Here is a 22217-nt window from a genome sequence, read left to right as displayed (position 1 = left end):
ACAAACGCGGAACGCGTTTGCGCGGAGATCGCGCTCACAGCTAGTAGAAGCACAATATGAATTACGGCATCGCGTTCACGCCGCTCGTTCCAGCGATCGTCCTGTGGCTCGCACTGGCCGCGATCGTCGTCATCGCGCTCGTGCTGCTGCTTGCGCGTGCCCGCGGCGCTGCCGTGCGCGTCGCCGCGCTGGTGCTGTTCCTGCTGGCGCTCGCCAATCCCTCCTTCACCCGCGAGGACCGCGATCCCCTCACCTCGGTCGCCGCCGTCGTCGTCGACAAGAGCCCGAGCCAGAATTTCGGCAATCGCACCCGCGAGGCCGCAGCTGCGCAGGCAGCGCTGGTCGACAGCCTGAAGAAGATCAAGGGGCTCGAGGTCCGCGTCGTCGACGCCGGACAGGCCGACGGCGAGACCGACGGCACGAAGCTGTTCGGCGCGCTGGCCTCGGCGCTGTCGGACGTGCCGGTCGACCGCGTCGCCGGCGCTTTCCTGATCACCGACGGCCGCGTCCACGACATCCCGGCGAACGCCGCGGCGCTCGGCTTCCAGGCGCCGGTGCACGCGCTGATCACCGGGCAGAAGGACGAGCGCGATCGCCGCATTGCGATCACGGCCGCGCCGCGTTTCGGCATCGTCGGCCAGAGTCAGACCATCAGCTATCGCCTCGACGACCAGGGCGTCAGCGGCGAGCGCGCCAAGGTCACGGTGCGCAGGGACGGCGAAGTGATCAACGAGCGCACGCTCTCGAGCGGCCAGGCCGCCAGCGTCGACGTCGACATCAAGCATGCCGGCCCGAACATCGTCGAGATCGAGGCTTCCCCGCTCGAAAGGGAGCTGACGCCGGTGAACAACCGCGCCGTCGTCGCCATCGACGGCGTGCGTGACAAGCTGCGCGTGCTGCTGGTCTCGGGCGAGCCGCATTCCGGCGAGCGCACCTGGCGCAACCTCTTGAAGTCCGACGCCAGCGTCGACCTCGTGCATTTCACCATTCTGCGTCCGCCGGAGAAGCAGGACGGCACGCCGATCAACGAATTGTCGCTGATCGCGTTTCCGACCCGCGAGCTGTTCCAACAGAAGATCAACGAATTCCAGCTGATCATCTTCGACCGCTACGCGCGCCAGGGCGTGCTGCCGATTGCCTATTTCGACAACATCGCGCGCTACGTCCGCTCCGGCGGCGCGGTGCTGGTCTCCGCAGGCCCCGACTATGCGTCGAATACCAGCATCTGGCGCACGCCGCTGGATTCGGTACTGCCGGCAGAACCCGTCGGCGTGACAGAAAAGCCGTTCTATGCTCACCTGTCCGACGTCGGCAAACGCCATCCGGTCACGCGCGGCCTCGAAGGCTCCGCCAGCGAGCCGCCGCGCTGGAGCCGGTTCTTCCGCACCGTCGATACGCGCAATGCCGTCAACCCGCCCGTCATGACGGGCGTCGACGGCAAGCCGCTGCTGTTCCTGTCGCGCTTCGGCGAAGGCCGCGTCGCGCTCTTGCTCTCCGATCACATCTGGCTGTGGGCGCGCGGCTATGAGGGCGGCGGGCCGCATCTGGATCTGCTGCGGCGGATGTCGCATTGGCTGATGAAGCAGCCGGATCTCGATGAAGAGGCGCTGCGCCTCCAGGTGCAGGGCAAGGATCTCGTCGTGGTGCGCCAGACCATGGCGGACAGCGTCCAGCCGGTCAGCGTGACCTCGCCGTCGGGCGTGTCGCGCGATCTGACGCTGAACCCGGGCGATCCCGGCGAGTGGCGCGCCAGCCTGCCGGCGAGCGAGCTCGGCCTGTGGCAGGCCACCGACGGCACGCTGAAGGCGCTGATCAATGTCGGCCCGACCAATCCGAAGGAGTTTTCGGAAGTCACCTCCACCATCGAGACCTTGAAGCCGCTGACACAGGCGACCGGCGGCAACGCCGTGCGCGTGGTCGACGGCACCAGTGTCGAGCTGCCGCGCATCCTGCCGGTACGCTCGGCGAGCGTCTTTCATGGTGACGGCTGGATGGGCGTGCGGATGCGCGACGCCAGCGTCGTCAAGGGCGTCGGCGTACTGCCGATCTTCGCCGGCCTGATCGGCCTCTTGCTGCTGCTCGGCGCGTTTGCGGCGACCTGGGTCCGCGAAGGGCGCTAGTTGCCCGAACGACACATCGCGCGGCCACCCACGCGAGATCGTCTGACTTCCGTTGACATGAGCCGATCGTTCCTGCGATGTTACATTATAACATCGCAGGAAGCCGAGAGGCTTGGCGCCTGGCGATGTGGAGTGGCGTTTCCAGATGAAGTGGTTCCGGTCGAATATCAGGCACGGTGCCCGGCTCGCGTTGTTCGCGCTGCTGGTGCAGTTCGCGCTGACGTTCGGCCACAGCCATTGGTTCGCCCAGGCCGCTCCCCTCGCCCAGGCATCGCTCCAGCAGACCGACAGCGCCAAGGGTTCGGCTGCGGTCGACCGCGCCGCGGTCCAGAAGCAATCGCCAGGGAGCCACGACCGGGAGCATCCGGGCGACGACAATTGCGCGATCTGCGCACTGGTCGCGATGGCAGGCACCGTTCTGTTCTCGACGCCGCCTCTCCTGGAGCTGCCGCAGGCGATCGAACTGCTCTACCGCACCACCGATGCCGAATTCATCCACCTGAAATCGGCCGGCACGGCGTTCCAGCCCCGCGCCCCTCCCGCGTCCTGACTTTCAACATCGCTTGATCACGCCCGGGCTCGCCGCATGTCGGCGGCTGCCCGGGAGCAGTTGAAGTCGAATTCCGTCGCGCAGCGACGGCAGGCCGCCTCCGATCAACAATCACACATGCGGACGGCGCCTGACTGGAATCAGGACCATGTCATTTGAATTGCGACGCGTGCAGCATCTCGCCGGAGCAAGCCTGCTCCTGCTCGGCGCCGCCGCCACATCGGCGTTCGCCCAAGAGGTGGCGCAGGACAAGCTGGCCCAAGACAAGCCCGCGCAGGACAAGTCGTCGACCGAGATCCCGGCCGTCACCGTGACGGCCCCGAGTCCCATCGTGCGTAGAGTGGTGCCGACCCGCAGCCCGGTCCGCGTCGCGCGCACCGGCCGGGCACGCAGCCACGAACGCACGGCGGATGCGACGCCGGGAACGTCCACGCCCGCCGCGCCTCAGCAAGGCGTGCTGCCGGTCGTGACCAACCAGTTCGCCACCGTCACCGTGGTGCCGAACGAGGAGATCCGCCGCGAGGGCGGCGGCCAGCTCGGCGACCTGCTGTTCTCGAAACCCGGCATCACCGGCTCGAGCTTCGCGCCCGGCGCCTCCAGCCGGCCGATCATTCGCGGCCTCGACGTCAACCGGGTCGGCATCGTCGAGAACGGCACCAATGCCGGCGGCGCCTCCGACCTCGGCGAGGATCACTTCGTTCCGATCGATCCGCTCGCGACCAACCAGGTCGAGGTGGTGCGCGGGCCTGCTGCGCTCCGCTACGGCTCGACCTCGATCGGCGGCGTCGTCAGCGCCACCAACAACCGGATTCCGGATGCGCTGCCTTCCTGCGCTCCATCGTTCCAGGCTTACGGCATGCCGACCAAGGCGCCGCTTGCGGCCGCAGCAACATCGCCTTGCGTCATGGCCGAGACGCGCAGCGCGTTCAGCTCGGTCGATCGCGGTATCGAAAGCGGGGTGCTGCTCGACACCGGCGGCGGCAATTTTGCGTTCCATACCGACGTCTACGGGCGAAACACCACCGATTACAGCATCCCGAGCTATCCGTATCTCGCCGACCAGACCCGCTCGGTCGCCAACGGGCGCCAGCCCAATTCGGCAACGCGCTCGGACGGCGCATCGATCGGTGGCTCCTACTTCTTCCAGGGTGGCTATATCGGTGCGGCCATCACCCAGAACGACTCGCTCTACCACATCCCCGGCATCGACGGCGCCGACCACAACACGCGGATCGACGGCCACCAGACCAAGATCAACGTCAAGGGCGAGTACCACCCCGACGCGGCCGCGATCGACGCCATCCGCTTCTGGGCGGGCGCGACCGACTACCGGCACAACGAGATCGGGCTTGCCGATCCCGCGGACCCCAACACCGACGGCGTACGGCAGACCTTCACCAACAAGGAGCAGGAGATCCGCACCGAGGTGCAGCTGATGCCGTTCAACGCGCGCTTCGCCGAGGTGACGACGGCGCTCGGCTTCCAGGTCGGTCATCAGGAACTGAGTGCGCCGAGCCCGGACAATCCCGGCACGCTGTTCAACGGGCTGTGGGACCCCAACAACAGCACGCGCGTCGCTGGCTACGCCTTCAACGAGTTCAAGTTCACGGAGGCGACGCGGGCGCAGATCGCCGGCCGCATCGAGCATGTCGAGCTGCACGGCACGACGCCGGATTTTCCCGCCGACTTCCTGCCCGACGGCACGCCGCAGGCCGGCATCGCGCGCAATCCGTCCTACACGCCGAAGAGCGGCAGCATCGGCCTGTTGCAGGACCTGCCGGGCGGCATGGTCGGCAGCATCACCGCGCAATATGTCGAGCGCGCGCCGAAGGCGGCGGAACTGTTCTCGCGCGGCGCGCATGATGCGACAGCGACGTTCGACATCGGCAACCCGAACCTGACCATCGAGACGGCAAAATCCGTCGAGTTCGGCGTGCGCAAGGCGACAGGGCCGTTCCGGTTCGAGGCGACCCTCTACTACACGCACTTCAACAACTTCATCTATCGCCGTCTCACCGGCGTGATGTGCGGCGACGACTTTGCCTCGTGCGGCACGCCCGGCGCCGAGGTGAACCAGGCGGTCTATTCGCAGCGGGACGCGAACTTCCGCGGCGGCGAGTTCCAGTCGCAGCTCGACGTCGGCGCATTCCAGGGCGGCATCTGGGGCATCGAGAACCAGTTCGACCTGGTCCGCGCCACCTTCACCGACGGCACCAACGTGCCGCGGATTCCGCCCTTGCGGATGGGTGGCGGCCTGTTCTGGCGCGACGACAACTGGCTGATGCGCGTCAATCTGTTGCACGCCTTCGCGCAGAACAACGTCGCCGTGATCGCGGAGACGCCGACGGCGGGCTACAATTTGCTGAAGGCCGAGGTCAGCTACAAGACCAGGCTCGACCGCAACTGGTTCGGTGCGCGCGAGATGATTGCCGGCGTCGTCGGCAACAATCTGCTCAACGAGAACATCCGCAACTCGGTATCCTACACCAAGGACGAGGTCTTGATGCCCGGCATCGGCGTCAGGGCATTTGCCAACTTCAAGTTCTAGCCTTGCTGCAGTCGGGGCCAAACGGCCTCGACTGCATTCGCCAACCTTGGCGCTGCCCTATCCTTCGATAGACGCGGCGGCCTTTGCGATGAATTCCCCGACGGCCTCGGGCTGGGACAGCATCGGCACATGCGAGCTCTGGAGCACGAGCGTCTCTCCGGTCATGCGACTGGCCGAGTCCCGCTGCACCTCCGGCGGAATGGTCTCGTCCTGTGCCGCGACGATGTACCATGACGGCTTCGAGCGCCAGGCCGCCTTGGAGATCGTGTCGCCGAAGCATCTGACCGCGAGCGGTCCCTGCGTTGCGTAGACGATGTCGGCTTCGTCCGCCGGGACATCCTGGACGAAGTGCTTGCGGACGCCCTGCTGCGTCAGCGCCACATAGCCTTCGCCATAAGGCCTGATCTCGGCCGCGCCGGGCGCCGGCTTGTAGGGCTTCCACCACGCGTCGAACGACTGACCGCTGTCCGGCGCACCCGCGGCGACATAAACGAGACCTTTGACCTTGGGATGATTGCCCGCCTCGGTGATCACGGCCCCGCCCCAGGAATGTCCGACCATGAGCACCGGCCCGTCCTGCATGTCCACGACGCGGTGGGCCGCCACGACGTCATCGGCAAGCGAGCTCAGGGGATTCTGAACGGCGAGTGCCCTCAGCCCCCGTTTGGTGAGAAGAGGAATGACCTTGGCCCAGCAAGAGCCATCCGCGAAAGCTCCGTGCACCAGCACGACGGTCCCGATTGCCATGGTGTGTCTCTCTTTCTTTCAAATTGGACGAGCCGGACTCGCGTCTTTTTGCGGCCGCGCACAGCGTCGGATTTTCGCGCTGTCGTCGTCCCGGTGAGTGCAGCAACATGCGTGGCCTGCGCGACAATACCGCCTGAGATTTATTGGTGAAGCCGCGCAAGCAAAGCGCGAAGCCTTTTCCGTGCGAACAGACAAAGGAAGGCGGAAAGAAGGGAGCACATCGCAGCCGGATGGCTGCCTGCGCACCGTCATTGCCGGAATATGTGGCGCAGCCGCGGGACTTCCAATTCACGGGGCTATGCGCGCTACGGCTAGCCCCGCGCCTTGCTCCAGTCGGGACCAACCTGCCCCGACACCCCCTCGAACGCGCCGTCGACGAGTTCGAACACCAGGACGCGCGCGGCGTCGACCGGGCCCGGCATGGTGACGCGGCCCTTTTCTACCCGCTTGAAGCCGACGCGGCTGTAATAGGGCTCGTCCCCGACCAGCAGCACGATGGCATGGCCCTTTGCCCTGGCGTCCTTCAGCGCGCGCTCCATCAACAGACGGCCGACCCCGTGCCTGCGGAACGGCGGCTCGACGGTGAGCGGTCCGAGCAGCAGCGCCGGCGTCTCACCGATCAGGATCGGCAGCTGCCGGACCGAGCCGACCAGGAGGGTGCCGATGCGGGCGGTGAAGGACAGGTCGAGCAGATGGTCGACGTGCTCGCGAATCCGGTAGGCGCTGAGCACGAAACGGCCAGGGCCGAAGGTGCGTTCGTGCAGCCGCTCGATCGCCTGGGCGTCTCCGGCGGCTTCGGGAAGGATGGTGAGCGAGAGATCGGTCATGTCAGCATAGCGTCTTCGAGCGAAGTGGATCCCGGTTCGCGTTAAGAAAACGCGTCAATGCAGGAAGCGGAGTAGCATCTGCGATTGTGGAGGTCCATGGGCGCGGTCCCCAAGTTCAGCTCCTTTTCGGCGCGGGCTGGGACAAATAGGCCAGCATCTTCATCTCGCGCCGCCCCCGCGTCACGGTATCGAGCACGAGCCCGGACGAGACCGACAGCATGGCCATGATCATCAGGCCCATCGACAGGATGGCGGTCGGGAATCGCGGCACCAGCCCGGTCTCGACGAAGGTGATCACGATCGGGATCGAGAGCACGATCGATATCGCGGCCAGCAGGATTCCAATGGCGCCAAAGAAGCGCAGCGGCTTCTCGGCGCGATAGAGCTTCAGCATGGTGCCGAGGATGCGGGAGCCATCGCGCCAGGTGTTGAGTTTGGAGAACGAGCCCTCGGGCCGCGCGTAATAGGGCGTCTCGACCTCGGCGACCGGCAGCGACAATTCCAGCGCATAGACCGCGAGCTCGGTTTCGATCTCGAAGCCGTCCGACAGCACAGGGAAGGATTTGACGAAGCGGCGCGAGAACACGCGGTAGCCGGACAGGATGTCCTGGAAGTCCCGGCCAAACGTCCACGCCAGGAAGCCGGTCAGCATGCGGTTGCCGGTGCGGTGACCGAGACGATAGGCGGCCTGTGACTGGTCGATGCGAAGCCCGACCACCATGTCCAGATGCTCGTCGAGCAGCCTGTCGATCATGCGCGGCGCGCTCGGGGCGTCGTAGGTCGCATCACCGTCGACCAGCACGTAGATATCGGCCTCGACATCGGCGAACATGCGGCGCACGACGTTGCCCTTGCCCTGCCGCCGCTCGCTGCGCACGATCGCGCCGGCCTCGCGCGCGACGGAGGCCGTGCGGTCGCGCGAATTGTTGTCGTAGACGTAAATCTCGGCCGAGGGCAGCGCCGTCCGGAAGCCGGCGACGACGCTCGCGACCGCCGCCTCCTCATTGTAGCAGGGCACCAGCACGGCGATGCGAGGTTGCGCCGGTGTCATCGCGGCAGCGCTCCCAGATTGGCCGGCTCACGCCGGAAAGACGCGGCCTCGTACGCATCCGCCGGCTGCATCAGCCAGGCAAACGACAGGCTCCACAGCGACAGCATCGCGATCGGCAGGATGTAATAGGGCGTGAAGATCGGGTGGCTCAGGAAGAAAACGAGGTTGACGAGAAGATTGCCGGCGGCAACGAGGGCGACCTGCCGCGCGCTTGCCTCGCCCGCCCGCAACAGCCACGCCGTCAAACCGATCGCCAGCGCGATCAGCACGAACTGCATGTCGCGCAGATATTGGCCGAGCACGGCCAGGTCGAGGCCCGGGGCGACCACGTCGGCGCTGCCGTAGGTGGTCGCAAGCGGACTGCCGGCGTTGACGGCCTGGGCGATCAATGTCGGCGCCATGCCGACCAGCACGCCGGCACCGAAGCCGAGGCCTTGCACGAAATTGGCCGGCGTGCGCGACCACAGAAAGCGAATCCCGAGGAAGATGAAATAGCCGGCCGTTAGCAGCGCATTCGGCACTCTGAAATTGACGGACGCGCCGAGCAGGAGGCCAACCAGGACGATCGACGGTACGCTATACCTGCTCCTGATCAGCCCTAGCGCCGTCAGGAATCCCGCGATGGCGCAGATCGCCATGGTCGGCGGAATCGAATAGCTCGCCTTCGCCGGATTGATCATGAGATACACGGCAAGGGCGCCGAACACACCCGCCCCCACGATCGAGAGCGACGTTCGCGCCATCAAGATGCCGAGCAGCGCAAGGCCGCAGACGATCAGGCTGGCGGCAATGCAGAGCGGCACCACCTGGTGCCCTTCCGGAAACAGCGCCAGCAGCCATCCGGTGCCCGGCGGATATTGGATCACGATCTTGCCGTTCGGCATCGGATTGTGACAGGGCCAGCGGATCGGGTCGCGCCATTCGGGGAAACCGATCTCCTTCATCTTGCCTTCGAAATAGCGATCGTCGTCCCGGGCTGCGTCCGTGTTCAGCCCGTCGGCGCCGAAGCGCTGGAACAGATGCGCCTGCCGGAGATAGCAGATGTCGTCATAGACCCCGCGCGCCTCGCTCCAGCGTGACATCGTGACGATGTTGCTGGCGAGGATCGCGAGGCAGATCAGGCCGAAGGCGAGTTTGGCGATCTTCATCCGGTTTCCGTGGCGCGCCGTGCGGCGATTTACTAGCACAGGCCGTCCTCAGCGCCACGTCGCAATCAGGGGCTTTCCGTCGAGCACTTCCGCGATCCGCAGCCGCGTGCCGGGCGTGGTCCCCTCGGGCAGCGCGGTGACCGCGAAGAATCCGCATTCGACGATCTCGTGGTTGGGCGCGGGCTTGCGATCCTGCCTGAACTGCCTGACGACGTAGACCGCGACGTGGTCGCGGCGGGAGACGTGGTTGTTGAGGAAAATGCCGTGCAGCACCGCCTCGCCGGTGAGATCGATATCCCCCTCCTCCTTGAGCTCGCGCCGCATCGCCTGCTCCATGGTCTCGCCGAGATCGACGCCGCCGCCGGGCAGGTACCAGCCGGGAATGTAGCTGTGCCTGACCAGGAAGACCCTGCCGTCGGCATCCAGCACCACGGCGCGGACGCCGAGCGTCATGCCGCGGACGAGCAGGAAATAGGCGTGGAAGATTCGCCGCAGCAGCGGCTCGAATGTCCGTCGGACGTGATTCAGACGTTCCCCCATCAGGCTCCCAAGAGGCCCCTGCCCGGGCCCCGCTTGCACGGAGCCTGCGACCTTGCCATTACAGCGGTCGAATAGCGAGGCAATCGCGCGCCATGGCCCCCTTCACGCTCGCCCATCTGTCCGACCCGCATTTGCCGCCGCTGCCGCAGCCGCGGCTGATCGAGCTCGCGGGCAAGCGCGTGCTCGGCTATGTCAACTGGACGCGCAACCGCCACAAGTACCAGCGCCGCGAGGTGCTCGACGCCCTCGTCGCCGACATGCAGGCGCAGGCGCCCGACCACATCGCGGTCACAGGCGATCTCGTCAACCTGGCGCTGGAGGCGGAGTTCGCGCCGGCGCGCGCCTGGCTCGACGGCGTCGGCCCGCCCGACCGCGTCACCACGATTCCCGGCAATCACGATGCCTATGTCCGCACTACCTTTCACCGCTTCGGCGAGACCTTTGCGCCCTATCTTGCGGGCGACGACGGCCGCATCGGCTTCCCCAGCCTGCGCCGGCGCGGACCGCTCGCGCTGATCAGCCTGTCCACGGCAGTGCCGACATTGCCATTGATGGCGACGGGCACACTCGGGCGCGATCAGCTCGCGTCCCTCGAAGAGATGCTCGAACGGCTCGCGGCCGAGGACGTCTTCCGCGTGCTGCTGGTGCATCATCCGCTCAAGTCCGGCGCGCGCCACAAACGGATGACCGATGCTGCCGCATTGCTGGCGCGGATCAGGCGCCACGGCGTCGAGTTGATCCTGCACGGTCACGACCACATTCATTCGACGATGTGGTTCGAAGGTCCCAACGGCAACATTCCGGCGCTCGGCGTGCCGTCGGCCTCCGCGCTCGCGCACGGGCACTACCCGGCGGCGGCCTACAATCTGTTCACGATCGAGAAGGACAATGCCGGCTGGCGCTGCGAGCAGACGGTGCGGGGCCTGGGGGCCGGATTTCAGATCGGGCAGATCAAGCATGCGCGGTTGATCTAGTTCGCCGTCATTGCGAGCGCAAAATTCACCAGCTTCGCAGCGCCGCCATTACGGCAACTCCGAACAGCGCGGCGGCACCGAGCACGAACCCCAGCACGAACGGCCAGACGCGCGAGCGGCGCGGCGGCTCGACGGCCGCGGGCTTCGGCTCGGGCGGGACCACCATCGCATGCTCGCGCTCGATCATGCGGCGCGCGACATAATCGGTCACGGCCTCGACGATGACGGAAGTGTCGTGGGATTCGGCGAGCACGATGCGGCCGAAGCGGGTATCCTGGACGAAGCGGTACATCCGCTTGTCGCGCCCCATCACGATGTGGGCGACGACGTCGATCCAGAGCCTGGGTGTGTCGCCCTGGCTGACGCCGCGGTCGAACAGGTCGATCTTATCCGGCACCTGGGCGAACAGCGGATCGAGCGCGTCGTTGAGGATCTCGAGCCGCGCCACCTCGGCATCGCGCAAATCGACGACCACGCCGGTCCGGTCCGCGGCCTCGATCCGCGCCCGCAACAGCGCATCGCGCAGCCGCACCGGGCGCGGCTGGCCGGGATGGGTCCCGCTGGTCTCGGGCTCTGACATGGTCGGCCTCGTCCTCACTTACCTCCATTAACCTATCAGCAACCAATCCCTCCGCAAAGGGTCCACAATTCCAGTCACTTACGGCGCCCACAGCTCCCTTCACCTGTGCCAAAAACAGACGATCCCACCCGGCTTGCGCCGGATGGGACCATCCGTCCTTGGACGTCTTCTTAATTCAGGCCCGCGGCAACGCCGTCAGGCCGAGACCCGCGACGGCTCTTCCACGATCGAGAAGCGGACGCCGGCCTTGTGGCGGTTCTCTTCCGAGACCGAGCGCCAAGCGTCCTCGGCCTCCTTGCGGGTCTTGAACGGACCCTGCACCTGGGCCGAGCCTTCGACGAGCTTGTGGAAGTTCATCGAGCCGAACTCGCCGCCGATCACCCAGAAATTGCTGCCTTTGGTCATTGTCGCTCTCCTCTCAAGAAGCCGTTCTGTATTAGCCGAACTGGTTCATCGTGTTGTGGGCGCCGCCCGCCTTCAGGGCAGCCTCGCCGGCGAAGTATTCCTTGTGGTCGTCGCCGATGTCGGAGCCGGCCATGTTCTGGTGCTTGGCGCAGGCGATGCCCTGACGGATTTCCGCGCGCTGGACGTTCTTGACGTAGCCCAGCATGCCCTGCTCGCCGAAATATTCGCGGGCCAGATTGTCGGTTGACAGCGCCGCCGTGTGATAGGTCGGCAACGTGATGAGATGGTGGAAGATGCCGGCACGCTTCGCCGAGTCGGCCTGGAAGGTGCGGATGCGCTCGTCGGCTTCGATGGCCAGGGGCGTATCGTCGTATTCCGGCTTCATCAGCTCGGCGCGGTTATACTTGCTGACGTCCTTGCCCGCTTCCTTCATCGCGTCGTAGACCTGCCAACGGAAGTTGAGCGTCCAGTTGAACGACGGCGAGTTGTTGTAGGCCAGCTTCGCGTTCGGAACCACCTTGCGGATCCGATCGACCATCTTGGCGATCTGCTCGATATGCGGCTTCTCGGTCTCGATCCAGAGCAGGTCGGCACCGTTCTGCAGCGAGGTGATGCTGTCGAGCACGCAGCGATCTTCGCCCGTTCCGGCGCGGAACTGGTAGAGATTGCTGGGCAGGCGCTTCGGACGCAGCATCTTGCCGTTGCGGTTGATGATGACGTCGCCGTTGCGGGCATTCTCCGGCGTCACTTCCTCGCAATCTAGGAAGCTGTTGTACTGATCGCCGATATCGCCCGGCTTGTGGCTGACGGCGATCTGCTGCGTGAGGCCGGCGCCGAGCGAGTCGGTGCGGGTCACGACGACGCCGTCTTCGATGCCCAGTTCAAGGAACGCATGGCGGCAGGCCCGGATCTTCGCCAGGAACACCTCGTGCGGCACGGTGACCTTGCCGTCCTGATGGCCGCACTGCTTCTCGTCCGAGACCTGATTCTCGATCTGCAGCGCGCAGGCGCCCGCCTCGATCATCTTCTTGGCGAGCAGATAGGTCGCCTCGGCGTTGCCGAAGCCCGCGTCGATGTCGGCGATGACGGGCACGACATGGGTCTGGAAGTTGTCGATCTTCTCGATCAACTCCTTCTCGCGGGTCTTGTCGCCTTCCTTGCGCGCCTTGTCGAGGTTGCGGAAGATGTCGTTGAGCTCGCGCGAGTCGGCCTGACGCAGGAAGGTGTAGAGCTCCTCGATCAGGGCCGGCACCGAGGTCTTCTCGTGCATCGACTGGTCGGGCAGCGGTCCGAACTCGGAGCGCAGCGCGGCGATCATCCAGCCGGAGAGATAGAGGTAACGGCGATCGGTCTTGCCGCCGAAGTGCTTCTTGATCGAGATCAGCTTCTGCTGCGCGATGAAGCCGTGCCAGCAGCCCAGCGACTGGGTGTACTTGGTGGGATCGGCGTCATAGGCCGCCATGTCGCTGCGCATCAGCGCCGCGGTGTAGCGGGCGATGTCGAGGCCGGTCTTGAAGCGGTTCTGCAGGCGCATGCGCGCGACAGCCTCGGCCGTCACCCCGTTCCAGGTCGGCTTGGTTTCAAGGAGCGCCTGAGCCGCCTCGATCTCGCTCTGATACGAGGCCGGGCGCTGGAGGGCGTTGATGCCACGGGGCTGGTAGTTCATCTGCTCGATCCTTTCGCTGATGACAAAGTTCTTGGCGTTGTCATCGACATTTTTGACAGTGCATTGCGAAATGCGTGTCTTGAGCTAAACGCGAGAAAGGGAAGTTCGTATAGAGGGCTTGTATTTGAATGGTGATGTCATGTAACATCAGAACATGTAATAGATGTTAATTTGTAATTATTGTCATAATACAGGACAGCAAGACTGCCCTATATGCCGCTGGGAGACCCGAGAATGCCCGCCGAGTCCGGGAAGAAGCTGTTCGTCGGCCCGCGCTTCCGGAGGATCCGGCAGCAATTGGGGCTGTCGCAGACCCAGATGGCCGAGGGGCTCGGGATCTCGCCGAGCTACGTCAACCTGATCGAGCGCAACCAGCGTCCGGTGACTGCGCAGATCTTGCTGCGGCTGGCCGAGACCTACGACCTCGACCTACGCGACCTCGCCACCGCCGACGAGGACCGTTTCTTCGCGGAGCTGAACGAGATCTTCTCCGATCCGCTGTTCCGCCAGATCGACGTCCCCAAGCAGGAACTGCGCGACCTCGCCGAGCTCTGCCCGGGCGTGACCCACGCACTGCAACGGCTCTACGCGGCCTATACCGAGGCCCGCCAGGGCGAGACGCTGGCCGCAGCGCAGATGGCCGACCGCGACGTCGGCACGCGCTATGAGGCCAATCCGGTCGAGCGCGTGCGCGAATTGATCGAGGCCAACCGCAACTATTTTCCGGAGCTCGAACAGGCCGCCGAAACCTTGCGCGACGAGCTGAACGTGCCGGCCGAGGGGCTCTATGCCGCGCTCGCCGCGCGGCTGCGCGAAAAGCATTCGATCCAGACCCGGATCATGCCAGTCGACGTGATGCGCGAAACGCTGCGGCGTTTCGACCGTCACCGCCGCCAGCTGCTGATCTCGGAACTGGTCGATCCGCCCGGCCGCGCCTTCCAGCTGGCCTTCCAGCTGGGACTCGGTGAATGCGCGCAGCATCTGGAGACCATCATCGGCCGCGCTGGCCCGCTCGACGACGCGCCGCGGCGGCTGTTCCGCATCACGCTCGCCAACTATTTTGCGGCGGCCGTGATGATGCCCTATCCGACCTTCCTGGCCGCGGCCGAGGCCTTGAGCTACGACATCCATTTGCTGGCGCAACGCTTCAATTCCGGTTTCGAGCAGGTCTGCCATCGCCTCACCACGCTGCAGCGGCCGAACGCGCGCGGCATTCCGTTCTTCCTCCTGCGCGTCGACAATGCCGGCAACGTCTCGAAGCGGTTCTCCTCCGGCACGTTCCCGTTCTCGAAATTCGGCGGCACGTGCCCGTTGTGGAACGTGCACTCGACCTTCGACACGCCGGATCGCTTGCTCAAGCAGGTGATCGAGCTCTCCGACGGCACGCGCTATTTCTCGATCGCGCAGATGGTGCGCCGTCCCGTGGCGCCGCACCCGCTGCCGCAGCCGCGCTTCGCCATCGGCCTCGGCTGCGAGATCCGTCACGCCTCACGCCTCGTTTATGCGTCCGGCATGGACCTCGAGAAGACCGAAGGCACGCCGATCGGCGTCAACTGCCGCCTGTGCGAGCGCGAAAACTGCGCCCAGCGCGCCGAGCCGCCGATCACGCGCACGCTGATCCTGGACGAGACGACGCGGCGCGTGAGCTCGTTCGCGTTCTCGAATGCAAGGGAGCTGTGAGGGGCGCGCATCCGCCTCCACGTCATTGCGACGCGCAGCAATCCAGACTGTCCCGGCAGTGACAGCCGGGATTGCTTCGTCGCTTCGCTCCTCGCAACGGCGAGAACTCACGCCAGCGTATGCACGATCACCGGCCCCGCGGCGGCGCGGGCGTCGCCTGCAAGCAGCGAGCCCAGATCCTTCTCGATCCAGGCGATCGCGCGCCTGTTCGCCTCCTCCGCCTGCTCGAACTTGTCGAAGATCGAGATCGCCGTGACGGTGTCGTCGCCGGCATAGACGACGTAATAGGCGCGGAAACCGTCGACATCGCTGATGATCGGAACGGCGCCGTCCTTGATGCGGCGCGCCAGCTCTTCGGCGCTTCCGCTTTTCGCCTTGGCCTGACGGATGGCGGCATACATGGCATCCTCCTTCCGGCTGTCCGGAGTTGCGGGCCCTCGGGCCCGGAGGGGATGCTACGCCGAAGCGCGCCGCCGATCCATGCTTGGTTAATCCGACACTAACCCGCCTGCGCGATCTGCAACCAACGGTTAAGCACGCCTCAACATCGGTGCCTTAGTCTCGCCCCACTCACTTTTCGCAAACAACGTCAGCTTATTCTGCCGCGTGAAGTGACATCAGGGGGTTCATCATGCGCATTGCGTTGCTGCTGACCGCGACCATTGTCGGCGCGCTCTTTGCCAATCCATCCAATGCCGGATCGCTCGATGCGTCCGCCGGCGCAGCGCAGGCGTTGCCGCCGGGCTTCCAGAGCTACCGCGGCTACATGTTCGACCTGTCGGAGAATTCCGACCGCAAGGACGTCGACAAGCTCGCCGACAATGTAAAGAGCCAGATCGACGTCGTCGAGGGGGCCGGCCTCTCGCCGCGCGTGCTGCGCTTCTTCCGCACCGTTCCGATCATCGCGAGCGAGCTCGCCTGCCTCGACGAAGGCGCCGCGACCGCGTGCTACGGCCGGGTCGCCCCGAACGTCGAGCGCAGCGTGCCGCGGACGCTGACGGTGTGGGACCATGCCACCCAGCGCTGGACCAATCCCAATGTCGTCGACCTCGCGGTCGATTCGGGGCTCGGCGTGATCATGCTGCGGCCGGACATGATGCGCTACGAGAAGGAGGCCGTGCTGCTGCACGAGCTCCTGCACGCCTATCACGCGCGGCTGTTGCCGGACGGCTATGCCAACAAGGGCGTGATCGGCTACTTCGCCCTTGCCAAGTCGAAGGACCTGCTGCCCAAGGACTCCTATGCGATGAAGAATCCGATGGAGTTCTTCGCCGTGACCGGCACCATCTTTCTGGTCGGAAAGAGCGAATTCCACGATCCGAAGTCGCGGGACGCGCTCAAGGAGAAGATGCCGGACTATTACAAATATCTGGTCGGCGTGTTCGGCTTCGACCCCGATCCGGCGCCGGCGAGCGGCCCGGTTGCCTCGTTGAAATAAGCCTGCCTGGCGCTTCCAGAGCCGAGGAGCCGCGCGAACAGCGCGGCTTTTTCGTTTTGGTAACCGGAAGCTGCGGATGACGTACAGGCGGGAATTGCCAAGGCGGGGCTCGATCTGCATAGTCCCGCCGCATCGATACCGTTTTCGAAGAGGATAGAACAACATGGCGGACGCCGACCTGGATGTCGTGATCCGGCAACTGGCCAGACAGCTGCATACGGGCTTGATGACCCGCGCCAAGGAGCGGCGGGATCGCTTCAACGGCCTCGCGGCCAAGGCCAAGGGCAAGGAGACCGGCGACCGCTTCAAGATGATGGCCAAGGCCACCATGGAGCAGGCCACGGCCGCCGCCAAACGCCTGCAGATGTCCGCCGACAACGTCGCCGACAGCTACGCGCGGTCGATGCGGCTTGCCGCCAGCACGCCGATCGCTGCGAAGGTGGAGAAGAAGGCGAAGGAAAAGCCTGTGAAGAAGGCGGCGAAGGCGAAGAAGGCCAAGAAGGCGAAGTAGCCGGGCTTCTTCCTTCTCCCCTTGTTGTGGGAGAAGGTGGTATAGGCGAACGCAGCTCTATATTTTCACCGCCGCGGCGCTGAAATCTGGGCCGGCTCGGCGCTGGCGAGTTCGGCGAGCCTGGCGCGCGCCGCGTCGCGGGTGCGGGCGTCCTTGCCGGCCGGCAGCGCCAGCGCTGCCTCGAAATCGGCGCGGGCATCTTCGGCCTGACCGCAGGCGAGGAACGCAAGGCCGCGGTCGAGGCGGGCCTGCGCATCCGAGGGGTCGAGGCGGATCGCCGTATTGTAACTCAGGATGGCGCGGTCGAGATCGCCGCTGCCGGCAAGCGCGAGACCACGCTCGTGATAGGGCGCGGCGAGCTTTGGATTGTGCGCGATCGCTTCGTCATAATCCTCGATCGCGAGCTCGAGGTCGCCGTTCTGCCGGCGCGCCCGCGCCCGGTCGCGATACAGCGAGGCGCGGTTCGGATTGAGGTGGATGGCCTCGTCGAAATCCGCGATCGCTCGCCGCCAGTCGCCATGGCGCAGCGCGATCCGCCCACGCCCTTCATAGGCGAAGGCAATCAGCGAGCCGCGCAGCGGCGAGAAGCCGATCACGGCCGAACAAATGTCCGGATCGTCCTCGTCCCCGCAATTGACGACCATGTGCGTGGACAGGCCAATGAGCACGCTCAGGACGATCAGCAATGGTACCGCAGCTCTTGTCATCCTCGACGGTGGCGGGCAGAGGGCCGGCCACGCATCCCCTTTCGAAGGAATAGTCTCGCCGGGGTGTTAACACCGGCCGGGATATTCCTGTGTGCGCCAGGTCACAAACCAGGCGCGCGATTCCAGCCGATTCCATCAGCCCCAAGGACCACGTGTAGACCCGCGAGAAGGCCCGCGCGAGGACGAGCGGCCCCAGGGGCCCTGCGGCGGATAGTTCTCGTTGGCGCCGACCGACGGCGCCGCCTGCGCGCCGAGCTCTGCCGCGAGCTGCTGAAGCGCCGCGATGCGATTCTGCGTCGAAGGATGGGTGGCGAAGAGATTGTCGACGCCGTGGCCGGACAGCGGATTGATGATGAACATGTGCGCCGTGGCAGGATTTCGCTCCGCCTCGAGATTCGGGACCTGATGCGCCGCGCCCTCGATCTTCACCAGCGCCGAGGCCAGCCACATCGGCTGACCGGCGATGCGTGCGCCGAGATTGTCCGCGGCGTATTCGCGCGTGCGGCTGATCGCCATCTGCACCAGCATGGCGCCGATCGGGGCGAGGATCATCATCAGGATCGAGCCGACGATGCCGGGACCGCTATTGTCACGATTTCCGCCGAAGAACATGCCGAACTGCGCCAGCATCGAGATCGCACCCGCAATGGTCGCGGTAATAGTCATGAGCAGGGTGTCGTGGTGCTTGATATGGGCGAGCTCGTGCGCGATCACGCCGGCGAGCTCCTCCCGGCTGAGCTGGTGCATCAGGCCGGTGGTGACGGCAACCGCGGCGTTCTCGGGATTGCGCCCGGTCGCGAACGCATTGGGCTGCGGCTCGTCCATCAGGAACACGCGCGGCATCGGCAGGCCGGCGCGGCCCGCAAGCTCGGCGACGAGCCCGACCAGTTCCGGCGCGGTCGAACGATCGACCTCATGGGCGCCGTACATCGAGAGCACCATGCGATCGGAGTTCCAATAGGTGAAGAGATTGGTTGCCGCCGCGATGACGAGCGCGATCATGGCGCCTGTGGCGCCGCCGATGAGATAGCCGACGCCCATGAACAGGGCGGTGAGGCCTGCGAGGAGCATTGCGGTACGAAGATAGTTCATGGCGACATCCCGTTGCTGACGCATAAACCAGTGCAGCGAATCCAAGCTGACCAATTTGAGCCAAGGATTCAGCAGAGAAGCTTGAGTTATGAAGTCGGCCCCCCGCGCTGCAAGGGCTGCGACTGCGTCGCGGCGACGCACAGCTAAATCTTGACGCGTATTCATATCAAAATACACGCCGGAACCGAGGACATTGGAAAGCGTAGCCCGGACTAAGTTCCGGAGACGCGGGCACGGGAGCGCGGCTCCCGCATTGGTCCGTTGCATTGCCTCCCCTCAGCCAGGTGACTGCCATGATGGACCGGTCGCAGGCCGCTCCCGTTCACGATGCATCCCCTCCTTCCTTAGGCGAAGCGGCTGGTTCCGCAGACGCGAAGGGCCTGCAGCAAGCGCTGCGCGAGGAGCTGCTTGCCGATGAGAAGCACCCACGGCAGCCTGCTGCCCGGGTCGAACCCACGGGGCCTCCGCGAGGCCGGCTCCTGTTGCGGCGAAGCTTGAAGATCGCAGCAGGCCTTGCCGTCATCGCCATATTCGGCTGGCTGCCGCTGCGCACGATGTGGCAGAATTCCAGCGTCGAGGCCGTGCTGAACTCCCGCCTCGTCACCCTGCGCGCGCCGATCGGCGGACGCGTTGCCGCGGCCCCCGCCGCGATCAAGGACCAGGCGCATCTCGACGCCGGCATGGTCGTGCTGCGTGTCGTGAATTCGCGCGGCGATCGTTCGCGGCTCGACGACCTGCGGCGGCAGCAATCGCGACTGGAGAACGAGCGGCCGAGTCTCGCAACCAAGCTCGAGACCGCCCGGGCCGCCCAGCAGGACCTCGCCCGGCAGGCCGCATTGTTCAGGGACGGACGCGTCCTTCAGCTCGAAGCGCGCATCGCCGAAATCCAGACCTCGATCGAGGCAGCCGCCGCGCGACGAGAGGAAGCAAACGCCGCGGTTGACCGGGCGTCGTCGCTCGCGAAATCCGGCAACGTATCCACGGTCGAGTTGTCGCGGCTGACTCGCGAGCTGTCGGTAGCGCAGCAGACCGAACTCGGCGCGCGCAAGCGGCTGGACGCCGCACAGGTCGAGCTGCGTGCGGCAAGGAGCGGCTCGTTCCTCGGCGACAGCTACAACGACCGACCGAGTTCCGTGCAGCGCGAGGAGGAGATGCGCCTGCGCGCCAAGGACCTGGAAGCCGATCTGGTGCACACCGACACCGAGATCGCCTGGCTTGCCAACGAGATCATCGTCGAAGAGGTCCGCTTCACCGACATGTCCGAGGCCAGCATCAGAACCCCGGTCACCGGCCGGGTCTGGGAAATGATGACATCGCCGGGCGAGGACGTGCAGATCGGCCAGCCTCTGCTCAAGGTGCTGGATTGCAGCGGTAGCGTGATCACGGCCAATGTCACCGAGAGCGTATATAACCGCCTGCAGCTTGGCGATCATACCACTTTCGAGCCGAATGACGGCGGTGCCCCGATTTCCGGCACGGTCGTCAATCTGACCGGGGCTGCGGGCGCCCCGGCCAATCTCGCCATCAACCCCGATGCACTAGGCAAGGAGCCTTACCGCGTGACGGTGGCGCCTGCCGACGCCGCCGCGCACGACTGCACGGTGGGACGGACCGGCCGCGTGATCTTCGCCCGGCGCGAGGCGGCACCATGATGGCGGCGCTGGCGCCCGGCTTTCTTGCGCTCGGTGCGTTCATGGTGGTGGTGCCGCTTCTCAGGCGCGAGAACACGCCGGCGCGTTCGCTGCTGACCGGCGTGTCGTTCGTCCTGCTGCTGCGCTACTTCCATTGGCGCGTCACCGAGACCGTACCGCCGCCCGGACTGACCGCAGATTTCCTGATCGGCCTTCCCTTCATGCTGGCGGAATCCGCCTCCCTGATTGCGGTCGCGCTGTCGATGCTGTTCCTCAGCCGAACCATCGACCGTTCGGGCGCCGCGAAGGTCGACAGCCGCGCCAGGGATCGCGCAGCTCCGTTGATCGACGTGTTCATCTGCACCTACAACGAGGACAAATCGATCCTGGAGCGGACGATCATCGGCGCGACCGGGATGCAGTACGGCAACTACCGTGTCTGGGTGCTCGACGACGGACGCCGCCTGTGGCTGCGGCGCCTCGCCCAGGAGCTCGGCTGCCGCTACCTCGCGCGCGCCGATAACCGGCATGCCAAGGCGGGCAACATCAACCATGCGCTCGGACATGTCAGCGAATTGCCGGAGCCGCCGGACTTCATCGCAATTCTCGACGCCGATTTCGTGCCGCGGCCCGACTTCCTCAGTCGGACCATCAGCCTGATGGATGACGCCGGCGTGGGCGTCGTGCAGACGCCCCAGCATTTCATCAACTCCGATCCAATCCAGAGCAATCTGGGCGCCACCGACGTCTGGCCCGACGAGCAGCGCTTCTTTTTCGACATCCTGATGCCGGCAAAGGACGCCTGGGGCGTCGCCTTCTGCTGCGGCACGTCGTCCCTCATCCGCTACGGCGCCCTGATGCGGATCGGCGGCTTTCCGACAGACTCGGTCACCGAGGATTATCTCGTCACGCTGCGGCTGAAAGAGCTCGGCTTCAACACCGTCTATCTCAACGAGCGACTGACCATCGGTCTCGCGCCGGAGGGGCTCAAGGAATACATCACCCAGCGCGGGCGCTGGTGCCTCGGCTTCATGCAAATCGTGCGCGGCCGTAGCGGACCGCTGTCGCGTGATTCGAACCTCTCTTTTATCGACCGGCTGTCGCTGGTCGATGCCTTCATGAGCTGGACGGCTGTCTACGGGACCAGGATGTTCGGGCTGGTGGTGCCCTGGCTGTTCCTGCTTTTCGGCATCAAGGCGGTGCAGGCCGACCTCTCCGAGCTGTTGCGGTACTTCCTGCCGTTCTACGTCTGGCATGGACTCACCATGGCGTGGCTGTCGCGCGGCCGTTCGCTTGCGATGATGACGGATGTGTCGCAACTCGTTGCAGCGCCCGCGGTCCTCAAGGCGGTCGCGACCGGCCTGTTGAAGCCGAAAGGACACAAGTTCCAGGTCACGGCCAAGGGCGGCGAGCGCGGCCGGAAATTCGTGGAGTGGCCGCTGCTCCGGCTTTATGGCAGTGCGCTCATCATTACGCTCGCGGCCATCGCCTACGCCTTCATCCTGCATCTGCGCGGCGAGAACATCGCCTATGGCGGCCTGGCGCTGGCATGGAGCCTCTACAACGCCCTTATCCTCACCGTCGTCTGCTTCGTCTGCATCGAGCAGCCGCGCAAGCGCAAGGCGGAGCGCTTCAACCGCAACGAGCCGATCCTGCTGCATCAGGGCGGCAAATCGTACCTGGCTCGGCTCGGCGATATATCCATCAGCGGCGCCCGCTTCATCGACCCAGATCCACCCGCGATCGGCAGCAAGCTTGAATGCCAGATCTATGGCCGTTCGATCGCCGGCGTCGTGGTGCGGCGGACGAGGAATGGATTTGCAGTGCGCTTTGAAGAAAGCATGGATATCCGCGTCCATGCGATCAGGGCCTTCTACGCCGGCGAATATGTGCGCGCCTACCGGGGGATCAGGGCCATTCCCGTCGGCAAGGCGCTGCTGCTGCGGCTGTTCAGTTAGGCCGGCGCGACATCCACCCGCTCGCATTCGGTGCGCTGACATGG

20 protein-coding genes are annotated in these 22217 nt (G+C 65.5%); 9 read left to right on the top strand and 11 right to left on the bottom strand.

Annotated elements, in window-relative coordinates:
* Window positions 1-56: 56 nt before the first annotated feature.
* The 3 genes from NR187_RS24125 to NR187_RS24115 all read left to right on the top strand — a co-directional run bounded on the left by NR187_RS24125 (window position 57) and on the right by NR187_RS24115 (window position 5218).
* Complete coding sequence (locus NR187_RS24125) at window positions 57-2120, top strand: hypothetical protein (RefSeq protein WP_256807905.1); 2064 nt, start codon at window positions 57-59, stop codon at window positions 2118-2120.
* A 145-nt stretch (window positions 2121-2265) separates the two neighbouring features.
* Window positions 2266-2670 (top strand): DUF2946 domain-containing protein, encoded by a 405-nt coding sequence (locus NR187_RS24120; RefSeq protein WP_256807904.1) that lies wholly within the window; start codon window positions 2266-2268, stop codon window positions 2668-2670.
* Window positions 2671-2818: 148 nt separating this feature from the next.
* Window positions 2819-5218 (top strand): TonB-dependent receptor, encoded by a 2400-nt coding sequence (locus NR187_RS24115; protein WP_256807902.1) that lies wholly within the window; start codon window positions 2819-2821, stop codon window positions 5216-5218.
* Between the two features lie 57 nt (window positions 5219-5275).
* Here NR187_RS24115 and NR187_RS24110 read toward each other — a convergent pair whose 3' ends face one another.
* From NR187_RS24110 to NR187_RS24090, 5 genes are all read right to left on the bottom strand, one after another.
* The gene (locus NR187_RS24110; RefSeq protein WP_211386953.1) at window positions 5276-5965 is read right to left on the bottom strand and encodes an alpha/beta fold hydrolase; all 690 of its coding nucleotides are present in this window, start codon (window positions 5963-5965) and stop codon (window positions 5276-5278) included.
* A gap of 311 nt (window positions 5966-6276) precedes the next feature.
* Window positions 6277-6792: a GNAT family N-acetyltransferase gene (locus NR187_RS24105; protein ID WP_211386954.1), complete on the bottom strand. Its 516-nt coding sequence runs from the start codon at window positions 6790-6792 to the stop codon at window positions 6277-6279.
* Window positions 6793-6907: 115 nt separating this feature from the next.
* The gene (locus tag NR187_RS24100; protein ID WP_211386955.1) at window positions 6908-7843 is read right to left on the bottom strand and encodes a glycosyltransferase family 2 protein; all 936 of its coding nucleotides are present in this window, start codon (window positions 7841-7843) and stop codon (window positions 6908-6910) included.
* Window positions 7840-8991 (bottom strand): hypothetical protein, encoded by a 1152-nt coding sequence (locus NR187_RS24095; RefSeq protein WP_256807900.1) that lies wholly within the window; start codon window positions 8989-8991, stop codon window positions 7840-7842. Before NR187_RS24095 ends, NR187_RS24100 begins: the two co-directional genes overlap by 4 nt.
* Window positions 8992-9039: 48 nt before the next feature.
* Window positions 9040-9531 carry an NUDIX domain-containing protein gene (locus tag NR187_RS24090; RefSeq protein WP_256807898.1) on the bottom strand — a complete coding sequence of 164 codons (492 nt, stop codon included), beginning with the start codon at window positions 9529-9531 and terminating at the stop codon, window positions 9040-9042.
* A 92-nt stretch (window positions 9532-9623) separates the two neighbouring features.
* Between NR187_RS24090 and NR187_RS24085 the strand changes: the two genes are divergently transcribed.
* A complete protein-coding gene (locus NR187_RS24085; protein WP_256807896.1) occupies window positions 9624-10505 on the top strand; it encodes a metallophosphoesterase in 882 nt (293 codons plus the stop codon).
* A 25-nt stretch (window positions 10506-10530) separates the two neighbouring features.
* On the opposite strand, the gene NR187_RS24080 is transcribed toward NR187_RS24085, so the two are convergent.
* The 3 genes from NR187_RS24080 to NR187_RS24070 all read right to left on the bottom strand — a co-directional run bounded on the left by NR187_RS24080 (window position 10531) and on the right by NR187_RS24070 (window position 13156).
* Window positions 10531-11085, bottom strand: coding sequence for a hypothetical protein (locus NR187_RS24080; protein ID WP_211386959.1), 555 nt, complete (start codon window positions 11083-11085; stop codon window positions 10531-10533).
* Between the two features lie 195 nt (window positions 11086-11280).
* Window positions 11281-11490 (bottom strand): hypothetical protein, encoded by a 210-nt coding sequence (locus tag NR187_RS24075; protein ID WP_008137787.1) that lies wholly within the window; start codon window positions 11488-11490, stop codon window positions 11281-11283.
* A 31-nt stretch (window positions 11491-11521) separates the two neighbouring features.
* Window positions 11522-13156, bottom strand: a complete 1635-nt coding sequence (locus NR187_RS24070; protein ID WP_211386960.1) for an isocitrate lyase — start codon at window positions 13154-13156, stop codon at window positions 11522-11524.
* Between the two features lie 234 nt (window positions 13157-13390).
* Between NR187_RS24070 and NR187_RS24065 the strand changes: the two genes are divergently transcribed.
* A complete protein-coding gene (locus NR187_RS24065) occupies window positions 13391-14836 on the top strand; it encodes a short-chain fatty acyl-CoA regulator family protein (protein WP_211386961.1) in 1446 nt (481 codons plus the stop codon).
* Between the two features lie 107 nt (window positions 14837-14943).
* On the opposite strand, the gene NR187_RS24060 is transcribed toward NR187_RS24065, so the two are convergent.
* Complete coding sequence (locus NR187_RS24060) at window positions 14944-15237, bottom strand: antibiotic biosynthesis monooxygenase (protein ID WP_211386962.1); 294 nt, start codon at window positions 15235-15237, stop codon at window positions 14944-14946.
* 230 nt (window positions 15238-15467) lie between these two features.
* Here NR187_RS24060 and NR187_RS24055 point away from each other — a divergent pair, with 230 nt between their 5' ends.
* Window positions 15468-16274, top strand: coding sequence for a hypothetical protein (locus NR187_RS24055; protein WP_211386963.1), 807 nt, complete (start codon window positions 15468-15470; stop codon window positions 16272-16274).
* A gap of 163 nt (window positions 16275-16437) precedes the next feature.
* Complete coding sequence (locus NR187_RS24050; RefSeq protein ID WP_256807893.1) at window positions 16438-16785, top strand: hypothetical protein; 348 nt, start codon at window positions 16438-16440, stop codon at window positions 16783-16785.
* 65 nt (window positions 16786-16850) lie between these two features.
* Here NR187_RS24050 and NR187_RS24045 read toward each other — a convergent pair whose 3' ends face one another.
* Together NR187_RS24045 and htpX are read right to left on the bottom strand one after the other, a co-directional pair.
* The gene (locus tag NR187_RS24045) at window positions 16851-17492 is read right to left on the bottom strand and encodes a tetratricopeptide repeat protein (protein WP_256807892.1); all 642 of its coding nucleotides are present in this window, start codon (window positions 17490-17492) and stop codon (window positions 16851-16853) included.
* Window positions 17493-17627: 135 nt separating this feature from the next.
* Window positions 17628-18584 carry a zinc metalloprotease HtpX gene (gene htpX / locus NR187_RS24040; RefSeq protein ID WP_211386966.1) on the bottom strand — a complete coding sequence of 319 codons (957 nt, stop codon included), beginning with the start codon at window positions 18582-18584 and terminating at the stop codon, window positions 17628-17630.
* A gap of 494 nt (window positions 18585-19078) precedes the next feature.
* On the opposite strand from htpX, the gene NR187_RS24035 reads away from it, so the two are divergent.
* Window positions 19079-20236, top strand: a complete 1158-nt coding sequence (locus NR187_RS24035) for an HlyD family secretion protein (protein WP_249129634.1) — start codon at window positions 19079-19081, stop codon at window positions 20234-20236.
* Window positions 20233-22173, top strand: coding sequence for a glycosyltransferase (locus tag NR187_RS24030; RefSeq protein WP_256807890.1), 1941 nt, complete (start codon window positions 20233-20235; stop codon window positions 22171-22173). Before NR187_RS24035 ends, NR187_RS24030 begins: the two co-directional genes overlap by 4 nt.
* The last annotated feature ends 44 nt before the right edge of the window (window positions 22174-22217 follow it).

Source organism: Bradyrhizobium sp. Bra64 (genome assembly GCF_024519875.1).
Lineage (GTDB): Bacteria > Pseudomonadota > Alphaproteobacteria > Rhizobiales > Xanthobacteraceae > Bradyrhizobium > Bradyrhizobium japonicum_G.
Note: the sequence above shows the minus strand (reverse complement) of the source record. Positions and strands in the feature narration are given on the sequence as shown.

Bases quoted from the DNA above. Each gene is read 5' to 3' on its own strand.
- NR187_RS24125 (WP_256807905.1), top strand. From the start codon at position 57: ATGAATTACGGCATCGCGTTCACGCCGCTCGTTCCAGCGATCGTCCTG.
- NR187_RS24120 (WP_256807904.1), top strand. From the start codon at position 2,266: ATGAAGTGGTTCCGGTCGAATATCAGGCACGGTGCCCGGCTCGCGTTG.
- NR187_RS24115 (WP_256807902.1), top strand. From the start codon at position 2,819: ATGTCATTTGAATTGCGACGCGTGCAGCATCTCGCCGGAGCAAGCCTG.
- NR187_RS24110 (WP_211386953.1), bottom strand. From the start codon at position 5,965: ATGGCAATCGGGACCGTCGTGCTGGTGCACGGAGCTTTCGCGGATGGC.
- NR187_RS24105 (WP_211386954.1), bottom strand. From the start codon at position 6,792: ATGACCGATCTCTCGCTCACCATCCTTCCCGAAGCCGCCGGAGACGCC.
- NR187_RS24100 (WP_211386955.1), bottom strand. From the start codon at position 7,843: ATGACACCGGCGCAACCTCGCATCGCCGTGCTGGTGCCCTGCTACAAT.
- NR187_RS24095 (WP_256807900.1), bottom strand. From the start codon at position 8,991: ATGAAGATCGCCAAACTCGCCTTCGGCCTGATCTGCCTCGCGATCCTC.
- NR187_RS24090 (WP_256807898.1), bottom strand. From the start codon at position 9,531: ATGGGGGAACGTCTGAATCACGTCCGACGGACATTCGAGCCGCTGCTG.
- NR187_RS24085 (WP_256807896.1), top strand. From the start codon at position 9,624: ATGGCCCCCTTCACGCTCGCCCATCTGTCCGACCCGCATTTGCCGCCG.
- NR187_RS24080 (WP_211386959.1), bottom strand. From the start codon at position 11,085: ATGTCAGAGCCCGAGACCAGCGGGACCCATCCCGGCCAGCCGCGCCCG.
- NR187_RS24075 (WP_008137787.1), bottom strand. From the start codon at position 11,490: ATGACCAAAGGCAGCAATTTCTGGGTGATCGGCGGCGAGTTCGGCTCG.
- NR187_RS24070 (WP_211386960.1), bottom strand. From the start codon at position 13,156: ATGAACTACCAGCCCCGTGGCATCAACGCCCTCCAGCGCCCGGCCTCG.
- NR187_RS24065 (WP_211386961.1), top strand. From the start codon at position 13,391: ATGCCCGCCGAGTCCGGGAAGAAGCTGTTCGTCGGCCCGCGCTTCCGG.
- NR187_RS24060 (WP_211386962.1), bottom strand. From the start codon at position 15,237: ATGTATGCCGCCATCCGTCAGGCCAAGGCGAAAAGCGGAAGCGCCGAA.
- NR187_RS24055 (WP_211386963.1), top strand. From the start codon at position 15,468: ATGCGCATTGCGTTGCTGCTGACCGCGACCATTGTCGGCGCGCTCTTT.
- NR187_RS24050 (WP_256807893.1), top strand. From the start codon at position 16,438: ATGGCGGACGCCGACCTGGATGTCGTGATCCGGCAACTGGCCAGACAG.
- NR187_RS24045 (WP_256807892.1), bottom strand. From the start codon at position 17,492: ATGACAAGAGCTGCGGTACCATTGCTGATCGTCCTGAGCGTGCTCATT.
- htpX (WP_211386966.1), bottom strand. From the start codon at position 18,584: ATGAACTATCTTCGTACCGCAATGCTCCTCGCAGGCCTCACCGCCCTG.
- NR187_RS24030 (WP_256807890.1), top strand. From the start codon at position 20,233: ATGATGGCGGCGCTGGCGCCCGGCTTTCTTGCGCTCGGTGCGTTCATG.